Origin of the sequence: Streptococcus mitis (genome assembly GCF_047465045.1) — a bacterium.
GTDB classification, from domain to species: Bacteria; Bacillota; Bacilli; order Lactobacillales; family Streptococcaceae; genus Streptococcus; species Streptococcus mitis_DT.
Genome location: NZ_JASHAR010000029.1, coordinates 1 through 11,336 on the forward strand (window position 1 = coordinate 1; position 11,336 = coordinate 11,336).

The window sequence follows — 11,336 nt, forward strand, 5'->3', positions numbered from 1 at the left end:
CGAGATTTTCAATCATCATTTTTTCAATTTTTCGACCAGAGAAAATCCCTTGTGAATAGGCAAATAGAAGAGTAGCTATAAGCATTTTAGGGTGATAAGACGGGCGACCAAAGGCATGATAGAAGGCATGGAAGTGACAATCCTCCAAGGTATTCACCACTTTTTCAATAGTAAAGACGAGATGGTCTTGTGGTAAGAAAGAACTGATTTCTTGTGGTAAAGTTGTTTGATTTGTGTTATAGTGAATATGCATGGGATAGACTTTCTGAATGGTTTATTGGGCAATTCTATTTTACCAAGACTATCGCAACCATGCAAAAAGAGTCTGGGACAAAAGTCTAACCTTAAATACAAAAAGCGAACAAAACGAGTTATCTGATACTCAGAATTCTGTTTTGTTCGCTTTTTTGTATAATATATCGATTTTTAAAATTTATAATAAATAATTCCTAAAATCAAAATCTTTTTGTCCCAGGATCTTTTTACGTAGTGTATGCAAATGAACGCAGTCTATAATGATATGAGTCCATAAACTATAAATTTGAAGTATGAAAATGCTATTAATGGAATGAAAGTTGTATTGGAAAGAGTCTAGAACAGAAAGGTACTTTCATTGCACCTATTTCTTTTGAATGAACTTTTATTATATACCATTTTATTAGGTTAAAATGATGGAAAATGATTGCAATTTCAGGCGTGTTTTGATATATTCAATATATAAAATATATTATCGAACTTGGTACTTGTTTGTGTATTCAGAAGGAGGTTATTTTTTAAAAAGCAAACGCTTACTTTGTATCAAGAGAAAGAAATGAGGATTTTAATGAACAAAAGACTTTTTGATAAACGTTGTCATTATAGCATTCGTAAATTTGCAATAGGTGCGGCATCTGTAATGATTGGGGCTAGTATATTTGGTATTTCAGCTGTACAAGCTGAGGAGGTGGCTTCATCCAATACTCAAACAGAAGAAACAACTGTTCATCAACCTCAGCCTTTAGATAAGCTTCCCGATGATGTGGCAGCTGCTATCGCAAAGGCTGATGAGAATGGTGGGCGTGAGTTTGTAAAACCCAAAGCTGAGTCGACAGAAGATAAAGTGACTAAGGATACAGAACCTACTAGACCTGCTAACGATGGTAGTCATGAATTGGCTAGTCCTAAAGTGGAAACTCCAAATAAAGTAGAAGAAGGAACCAAAACTGAGGACAAACAGAAATCTGAAGAGGCAAATCCAAAGCCTGTTGAATCTGCAGTAACAGCTGGAACAGAAGTAAAAGAGGATTCTAAAAAAACTTCTGAAAAGAACCAAGTGAAAGCAGACACAGAGATCAAACCTTCTTCTGAAAAATCGCAAGCACTGTCTGGAGAGTCAAACAAAGCTGAAGTTGAAAAGGAAAAACAGCTATTATCTGAGCGAAAACAAGATTTTAATAAAGATTGGTATTTTAAACTAAATGCCCAAGGCGATTTTTCAAAAAAAGATGTGGATGTTCATGATTGGTCTAAATTGAATCTTCCTCATGATTGGAGTATTTATTTTGACTTTGATCACAAATCTCCCGCGCGTAATGAAGGTGGTCAGTTAAATGGTGGAACAGCTTGGTATCGTAAGACTTTCACATTAAATGAAGTAGACAAGAATAAGGATGTTCGTATTAATTTTGATGGGGTTTACATGGATTCAAAGGTCTATGTAAATGGTAAATTTGTAGGACATTATCCAAGTGGCTATAATCATTTTTCATATGATATCACAGAATTTTTAAACAAGGATGGTAGTGAAAATTCAATTACTGTTCAAGTGACCAATAAGCAACCAAGTAGTCGTTGGTATTCAGGAAGTGGGATTTATCGTGATGTAACTCTTAGTTATCGTGATAAAGTCCATGTTGCCGAAAATGGTAATCATATCACTACTCCAAAACTTGCTGAGCAAAAAGAAGGGAATGTTGAAACACAGGTTCAAAGTAAGATTAAAAATACGGATAAGAAGGCTGCTAAAGTCTTTGTGGAACAACAAATCTTTACTAAGGAAGGCAAGGTTGTATCAGAATTAGTTCGCTCTGAAACGAAGAATTTAGCAGAAAATGAAGTTGCAGATTTCAGACAAACAATCCTAGTTAATAAACCAACTCTTTGGACGACAAAAAGTTATCATCCTCAACTGTATGTGCTGAAAACAAAGGTTTATAAAGAAGGTCAACTAGTTGATGTAACAGAAGATACATTTGGTTACCGTTATTTCAATTGGACTGCTAAGGATGGTTTCTCTCTGAATGGTGAACGCATGAAATTCCACGGAGTAAGTATTCACCATGACAATGGAGCCTTAGGGGCAGAAGAAAATTATAAGGCTACCTATCGTAAATTAAAACTCTTGAAAGATATGGGGGTTAACTCTATTCGAACAACCCACAATCCAGCGAGTCCTCAGTTGCTTGATGCTGCAGCTAGTTTAGGTCTTTTGGTTCAAGAGGAAGCTTTTGATACTTGGTATGGTGGCAAGAAGACTTACGACTATGGACGGTTCTTTGATCAAGATGCAACCCATCCTGAAGCTAAGAAGGGTGAGAAGTGGTCTGATTTTGATCTTAGAACAATGGTAGAACGTGATAAGAACAATCCGTCTATCGTCATGTGGTCTCTTGGAAATGAGGTGGAAGAGGCAAATGGTAGTCCTCGTTCTATCGAGACAGCTAAACGTCTGAAGGCTATTATTAAGGCAATTGATACTGAACGTTATGTCACTATGGGTGAAAATAAATTTAGTCGTGCAGCGACAGGTGATTTCTTAAAAGTTGCAGAAGTCATGGATGCTGTCGGTATGAACTATGGAGAGCGCAATTATGATGCTGTTCGTAGAGCTCATCCAGACTGGCTCATCTATGGTTCTGAAACTTCTTCAGCTACTAGAACGCGTGATTCTTATTACAATCCTACTCAAATCCTTGGACATGATAACCGTCCGAATCGTCACTATGAACAATCTGACTATGGTAATGACCGTGTTGGATGGGGAAGAACAGCTACTGAATCATGGACTTTTGACCGTGATCATGCTGGATATGCTGGACAATTTATCTGGACAGGAATTGACTATATCGGTGAACCAACTCCATGGCATAACCAAGATAATACACCTGTAAAAAGTTCTTACTTTGGTATCATCGATACGGCTGGTTTACCGAAGAATGATTTTTACCTTTACCGTAGTGAATGGTATAGTGCTAAAGAAAAGCCAACTGTTCGCATTTTACCACATTGGAACTGGACTGAAGAGACACTCAAGGATCGCAAGATGCTGGTCGATGGAAAGGTTCCAGTTCGTACCTTCTCAAATGCTGCAAGTGTCGAATTGTTCTTGAATGGTGAGTCGCTTGGTAAAAAGGAATTTACTAAGAAAAGGACAGAAGATGGACGTCCATATCATGAGGGGGCTAAACCAAGTGAATTGTATCTTGAGTGGCTTGTAAAATACCAACCAGGTACACTGACTGCGATTGCTCGAGATGAAAATGGTGACGAAATTGCGCGTGATAGTGTGACAACTGCAGGGGAACCAGCAAGAGTTCGTCTGACTAAAGAAGAGCATGTTATCACAGCAGATGGTAAAGATTTATCTTATATCCATTACGAAATTGTTGATGGCGAAGGGAATGTTGTTCCGACAGCTAACAATCTTGTTCATTTCAATCTTCATGGTCAGGGACAGATTGTTGGTGTGGATAATGGAGAGCAAGCTAGCCGTGAGCGTTACAAAGCTCAAGCAGATGGAACATGGCAAAGACGTGCTTTCAATGGTAAAGGGGTTGTCATTGTAAAATCAACAGAAAAAGAAGGTAAATTTACTCTTTATGCAGATTCTGCTGGATTAACGTCTGATAGCGCAACGGTTGCAACGGTGTCTGGTAAGAAAGAAAACCGTCACTTTGTAGCCTTTGCTCCTGTAAAAGCAACAACTGATGTGACGACAAATCCTGTATTACCTCAGACAGTAACAGCTATTTATAGTGATGGCAGTGTTGAGGAAAAGACTGTAACATGGGACGTGCCAGCTGACTTGCTTACAAGTGCAGGTGAGAAAAAAGTATCTGGACGTGTAGAAGGTTTGGAAAGCAAAGCTGAGGCACTTGTAAAAGTGATTGCCTTAGATAGATGGTTACCAAAAGTTGCTACAGTACCAGTTGGTACAACTGCAGCTGATTTGGATAAAACGGTCACAGCTGTTCTGACAGATGGTAGCTTGATTGATACTGATGTTGTTTCTTGGACCTTGAAAGATCCTGCTGCTTTGAACAAGGAAGGGGGACGTACGGAGGCTACTGGTAAATTGGTAGATGACGATCGTGAAGTAACTGCAACCTTTATCGCAAGCAGTAAGGAAACAACAAGTAGCATTACAGGACTTACTGTTGGGGATAAAGATCTTGAGAACTTCGAGTCTGGCAAGACTTATTATCGTGTATCTCTTCCTTACACTGGAACAATTCCAAGTGTTGGAGCTCAGACTACTGGTTATCAAGTAACTGTTCAGCAAGCTTCTGCTGATAATGGTTATCAGGCTTCGGTTTTCTTGAGTGACCAAAAGGGTGACTTGGTTCAAACTTACCTAATTCAGTTTGTGAAGGAAGCTCCTGCCTTGAAACGTTTGGAAGTAGTTGTGGAAGGAAAAGAAACTGCTACTGAAGATCAGGTCTTAACTTATCACGTCATTGGTCGTTATGAGGATGGTTCACAAACAGAATTTTCAGCATCAGATATTCATTTAGAAGCTAAATCATCTGATGGTGGGCATCTTGAGGTGAATGGTCAGAATCTATTGCTCTATACTAAGGGAAGAGTGACTTTGACACCTCGAATCGATAATCAAACAGAGAAAACAGAATCTGTAACCACTGAAGTGGTGATTAAAGAAAATAAAGTCAGCAAGAAGATTGTGAAACTGCATCCTGTATCTATTTCTACAGACATTAATCAGCAACCGAATCTACCTAAAGAAGTTGGAGCAGAATTTGATAAGGGCTTGCCACGCAAAGTGTCTGTAACTTGGGACAAGGTAGACGAAAAAGAGTTGGGGCATTATCATAGCTTTACGCTTAAAGGACATGTAGAAGGCACAGACATTGAAGCTCAAGCAACGGTGACAGTTGAAGGCCTACAAGTTGCAGAGGAAATCAGCCTTACTCTTCCTAAGGGTGAGACAGTTCAATTGCCAGCTAATGTTCGTGCTTACCATTCTAATGGAACAACTATCTATAAAGATGTAGTTTGGGATCAGGTTCTAGCCAACTTTAGTCAAACTGAAGGGGTCTATGAAATCAATGGTCGTTTAGTTGATAGCAATCTGACCACTAAAGCTCATGTTCGAGTGTCTAGTCAAGTTGTTGCTGGAAATAATATCTCTAAACAATGGACAGGTTCGCAATTGCCAGCTGCCATTGTATCCAATACAGGAGGAGATGACTCAGCTAATTCCTTGAACGACTTGACTGTATCAAGAACGCCATCAGATGCTAAAAATAGATGGACTACTTGGAGAACAAATACTGATAATGACTGGGCTTCTATCTTGTTTGGTAATTCAGGAGACTTGACGAAACGTTTTGTCAACAATTTGTCGGTTGATTTCTACACTGATGGAGCAATTGGTCTTCCAAAAGAATATGTAGTTGAATATTATGTAGGTAAAGAAATTCCAGATTTACCAAGTGATGTCAGCAATGCTCAGCGTGATACTAATCATCCATTTAATAATCCAGCCAACTGGAAGGCAGTTGAAAACTTACATGCTCCAAGCCAGCTATCTGCAACTCAAACGAATCACTTTACCTTTGACAAGGTAGAAACTTATGCTGTTCGTATGCGCATGAAGAAGGCTGATGGAACATCAGGTGTTGGTCTCACAGAGCTAACTGTTCTTGGAAACAAGGTCTTAAGCTCTACAAGTTCAGAGATTTCTATCAAAGTAGATGGCAAGGATCTTGAACACTTTAATCCATCTAAGACTTATTACTATATTCCTCAATCTAGCAAAGAAATCACTGCAACCGCTAGCAATAATGGTTTGGTAACAGTTGTTCCGGCAACCAGTCCAAAAGGTGCAACACGTCTCATCTTAAAAGCAGAAGATGGTACGGTATTGAAAGAATATAGAATCTTCCGCAATGATGAGAGAGAAACTAGTCAACCTCTTGCTGCAGAAAATAGTGCTAAAATCTTGAATGTTGGAGACAATCTTCAACTTCCTTCAGAGGTAGGCGTTTATTATCCAAATTCAACTACTTGGACTACAGCTAAACTTGCAGTGAAGTGGGATGCTATTCCTGAACATGCGACAGAGCATGAGGGAACATTTGAAATTACCGGTCATGTCATCGGTACAAATTTAACAACTACCATGCAAATGACAGTTGTAGCTAAAGGAAATCAAGCCATCTCAGAAAATCCAAGCAACAATGAAACGGATTCTAAAGCCTTTGCTTCGACAACGAACGATACACAAGCAGCTTCACATGATAGAATTTTCTATATCAATGATGGACAATACAATGAAGATGGACGTTGGACAAACTGGTCTCGTACTCCGAAAAATGAAGAAACTTCTGTCGGACTACTCTTTAAGAAGGATGGTAAAATTGCCCCTCAGTCTATTGGAAAAGTAGCCATTCAGTTCTTTAAAGATAGTGGAACAGATGCCCCAGAGAAAATGGTTCTAGAAAGATATATTGGTCCTGCCTTTACAGAACCAAGTACGATTTCTCGTTATGAAGAAAATGCTGACCATCCATTCAACAAGGCAGAAAATTGGGCACCAATTCCTTACAAAGCTTCTGGAGAATTAGTAGCTGGTAAACCAATCGAGTTTAACTTTGATCCAGTTCAAACGACAGCTATTCGTGCTCGAATGACTCGTAAGTCTACTACTAACGGGCTAGCAGTAGTCGAATTTACAGCCTACTCTGCAGGCAAGGAAGCAGAAGTCGAAACACCATCAGCGACTATTTCGATCGATGGAAAATCATTGGAAAACTTTGATCCAAATGTGACAGAGTACACCCTAACAACAATGGGAACTAAACCAAAAGTCACTGCGACAACTAGTGGACATGGAGTAGTCACAGTAGTGGATCATGGAAATACAAATCTTCCAACACTTGTTCGTCTTGTTTCCAAAGATGGAAATCTGGTGAAAGAATATCGTTTACACTTTAAGTCTACCTTCCAAACAACACCGACAGAAGGCGTTAAGAACTTAGTTGCAGAAGCTCCAAGCTTGGAAATTGAAAAGACTCCACTTCCGTTTAAAGAAGTTATTCATGAAACCCCTGAGCTTGCTCAAGGTCAACGTCGTGTAGTTTCTGAAGGACAAGCTGGAGAGAAAGTTGACTATATTCAAGTATCGGGAACTACTAGAACTCTTGTTCATTCTGAACAAAGAAAAGCTCAAGATCGTATTATTGAGGTAGGAGTAAAACCATCTATTTCAAATAGTAAGGGTGAGGAGCCTGCGCCAGTAAACGAAGTTCCAGAATTCAAAGGCAGTGCTAACTTTGTAGAAGCAGCAGTTCAAGTTGCCAAGGAAGACAAGAGATTGCCAGAAACTGGTGAAAAACAGTCAGAAACAGCTATTTTCTTGGCAGGTGTTAGCTTGGCCTTGTCAGCAGCCCTATTAACTGCAAAACGAAAAGAGGATTAGTTTGTGCGTCTAATGCTATCCTATTGGTATAGCTTGGTCGATAATAAAAAATCACATCGATAAATGAGTCGAATAGATGGAGAGGACCGATTAGGCCTCTCCGTCTTTACTAGTAAAAATGGAATCGTTTACTTTCGTGTTTGGACGAAAGGAGATAAGACAAAGATGGATAAAAATTTTTTCAATAAACGTTGTCATTACAGTATTCGTAAATTCGCTATTGGAGTAGCTTCTGTTATGATTGGTGCCAGTATCTTTGGTGTTAATCTAGTAGAGGCTGCAGAAACAGGTAATGTGGGAGATAAAGAGAGAACTATAACTCAAGCTCAGCCATTGGAAAAGTTACCTGATGAACTTGCAGCAGTTTTGAAGAAAGCGGAAGAAAATGCTGGGAAGGAAACTAGCTCGACAGTTGGAAATGGAGAAACTACAGGAACGATTGGCTCTACCGATTCGACAAATAATCTTAAACCAGCTGAAGCACCTGGAATTCCAGAGAATGAAACAAAGCCGTCTGAAACTATGAGTGGAGGACAAAATGATAAAGAAATCTCTAAAACTACACCTGAAACTCCAAAAGTAGATCAAACAGGTGATGGAACAGTTGAATTGGCAGATCAATTCACTGCAAGTAAACCAGCTAGCGAAGACAGTATTGCAGCTGCCAGCAAGAGCGTAGATTATCTCAAGAAAGAGTACAAGGTCTTCCCAACTCCACAAAAAGTGACTTATGGAGAAGGAGTGACAGCTCTTCGTAAGCAAGTCAATCTAGTTATGGGAGATCAACTCGATATCTATACTCGTAATCGCTTGAAGAGTGTCTTGCAGGACAATCAAGTATCTTACAAAACTAGTAAAATGGCAGTTTCTGGAGCAACTAATATCTATCTGGGAGTGCATGGACAAGGTTCACAAGCAGAGCAAAATATGTCCAAGGTTTCAGCAGGTCTCTTTGACAAAATTGATGCTTATGCTCTGACCATTAAGGATAACTCAATTTCTATCGTCGGAAAAGACACAGATGCAGTCTTTTATGGTTTGACAACCTTGAAACACATGCTCAAGGAAAGTCAAGTGCCAGTCCTTCGCAATGTGACAGTGGAAGATTACGCTGAAATCAAGAACCGTGGTTTCATCGAAGGTTACTATGGAAATCCATGGTCTAATGAAAATCGTAAAGAATTGATGCGTTATGGAAGTGAATTGAAGTTAACTCAATACTATTTCGCACCAAAAGATGATCCATACCACAATAAGAAATGGCGTGAACTTTACCCAGAAGAAAAACTGGCTGAAATCCGAGAACTTGCACGTGTCGGTAATCAAACGAAAACACGTTATGTTTGGACAATCCATCCATTCATGAACAACCGTATCCGCTTTGGTAATGAAGCGCATTACCAGGCTGACCTTGCAACCATAAAGGCTAAGTTTACTCAGTTGTTGGACGTGGGAGTGCGTGAATTTGGTGTGCTTGCAGATGATGCACCAAGCCCAGTTGGTGGTTACCATAGTTATGTTCGCTTGATGAAGGATATCACAAATTGGTTGACTGAAAAACAAACAACATACAGTGGTCTCCGTAAAGATATGATTTTTGTTCCTGCCTGGTACATGGGGCAAGGAACTGAAGCTGAACTTCGGACCTTGAATGAACATCTTCCTGAAAATGTCCATTTAACTCTTACTGGTGGAAAGGTCTGGGGGGCTGTTGACCAAACATTCTTAACGAACTTAAAGAAAAATTTAACAGAAGGTGGTAAGACTTATCGTCCAATTCAGTTCTGGATTAACTGGCCATGTAATGACAATACAAAACCCCACCTAATTCTTGGTGGTGGTGAAAAATTCTTACATCCAAATGTTGATTTATCACTTGCACAAGGAATTATGTTAAATCCAATGCAACAATCTGAAGCATCTAAAGTGGCACTTTTTGATATGGCTCAGTATGGATGGAAACAATGGAGAAGTGCAGAAGAAGCAGAACAAATCAACGATATGGCCTTTAACTATGTAGTCAATGATCATTTTGAAGAAAGCAGTGTTTCAAAGGCTTTTCGAGAACTCGGAAAACACATGCGCAATCAAAATAGACCTCCCCATGTCACTAAATTAGAAGAGTCTGTAGAATTGGCTCCAAAATTGACAGAATTCTATAACAAACTCAAATCTGGTCAAAATCTGGATTCTGAAAGAAAAGAGTTGAGGGACATTTTTGCTGGTTTGAAAGCCAATGCTCTTTTACTTAAAGAAAAAGGCAATCAGAAATTAATCGAACAAATTCACTATTGGTTAGATAATACAGTAGATCAAATGAACGCGCTTGAAGCTTTCCTAACAGCTACAGAAGGTCTTACTGAAAATAATGATGCCAAGGTGTGGGAGTATTATCAGGCAGGAGTCAAACATTATGACCAGTCAGTTAAACATGCCTTCTTTTACGTTGACCATTATGAATACGCAGAATTTGGTGTCCAACATATTCGACCATTTATCAATAATCTCAAAGAATACTTAGCCTTGCACATCCAATCAATGTTGAATCCAGATAAATTTGTGACAACATTTATTACGAATCGTGCTGGAATAGAAGGCGGATTGAAAGAAGTCACAGATGGTGACTTTGATACACATGTGATTGCCAAAACAACCATTGTGATTGAGAGAGGTGATTATGTAGGCTTGCGCTTTAATAAGGCAATTAAAATACACAAATTAGGTTTCGCTACGGGTACTAATACGGCCGATAATTATACCTTTAGTAATGCTCTTGTTGAATATCAAAATGAACATGGAGAATGGGTAGCCATAACGAGCCCTGCTTATACTGGTCGAGAACGTATTCTGGAATTTAATGACCTCGATATCACAGCTCAAGCTGTTCGTATGATAGCAACAGCTAAGAAGGATAATGCTTGGCTCGCCATGCGTGAAATTGCTGTAAATAGACCCCTAGAGTTGGGTAGTGAGAAAGTTAGGGGCACTATTAGTTTAAGTCCAAACCTTGTTTACAAATATGGAACAAGTGTTGTTCAGATGCAAGATGGTCGAGAAAACACAGAATCCATGATGGCACATGTTGATCAGACCAATGTCACACCAGCACAAGCTTGGGTACAAATGGACTTAGGTGGACTGCATAAAGTAAAACGAGTTCATCTGATGCAAGGGGAACGAGACAAACTAGCATCTGGTATCATCGAATATTCTGCAGATGGTACAAATTGGACAACGCTTCAAAATTTATCAGGGCAACGAACTTCTGATATCGTGCAAGAATTTACAACTCGTTTTGTTCGCATTCGCAATACACAAACCTTAAATAAGTGGTGGAGAATTGCGGAATTTACAGTAGATGTCGATAGTCCAAATCTTGACTTAACAGACACCAACGTGGAATCCTTGAAGGAAACGCCGGTAGTGGATAGCCTTGGTCGTTATGAACTTCAAATTCCAGCTGGAACTAAACTTCCTGCTCATAGCTATCTAGGTATGAAGCTTGACCGAATCCATCAAGTTAACAGTATCCAGCTACAAGGTCAAACCAACCCAGTACTCAGTCTAGAGTACTCTGCAAATGCGCAAGAATGGACGCCAGCTAGTCAGTTGACAGACAGAACTGTCGCAACGCACT

The 11,336-nt window shown here is 39.4% G+C and carries 2 protein-coding genes and 2 pseudogenes; 3 read left to right on the forward strand and 1 reads right to left on the reverse strand.

The window, feature by feature from the left end; translation table 11 throughout:
• Positions 1-253, reverse strand: a 253-nt coding sequence (locus tag QM409_RS10410) for a transposase (RefSeq protein WP_414310505.1), incomplete at its 3' end; no start/stop codon positions are given.
• A gap of 570 nt (positions 254-823) precedes the next feature.
• Here QM409_RS10410 and QM409_RS10415 point away from each other — a divergent pair.
• The 3 genes and pseudogenes from QM409_RS10415 to QM409_RS10425 all read left to right on the forward strand — a co-directional run.
• Positions 824-7,699: an Ig-like domain-containing protein gene (locus QM409_RS10415; RefSeq protein ID WP_414305694.1), complete on the forward strand. Its 6,876-nt coding sequence runs from the start codon at positions 824-826 to the stop codon at positions 7,697-7,699.
• Between the two features lie 165 nt (positions 7,700-7,864).
• Positions 7,865-7,930, forward strand: a pseudogene (locus QM409_RS10420) (YSIRK-type signal peptide-containing protein); the annotation flags it as partial.
• A 192-nt stretch (positions 7,931-8,122) separates the two neighbouring features.
• A pseudogene (locus tag QM409_RS10425) lies at positions 8,123-11,336 on the forward strand (beta-N-acetylglucosaminidase domain-containing protein); the annotation flags it as partial.

Excerpts from the sequence above, each read along its gene's own strand:
- QM409_RS10415 (WP_414305694.1), top strand. The coding sequence starts at position 824 with ATGAACAAAAGACTTTTTGATAAACGTTGTCATTATAGCATTCGTAAA.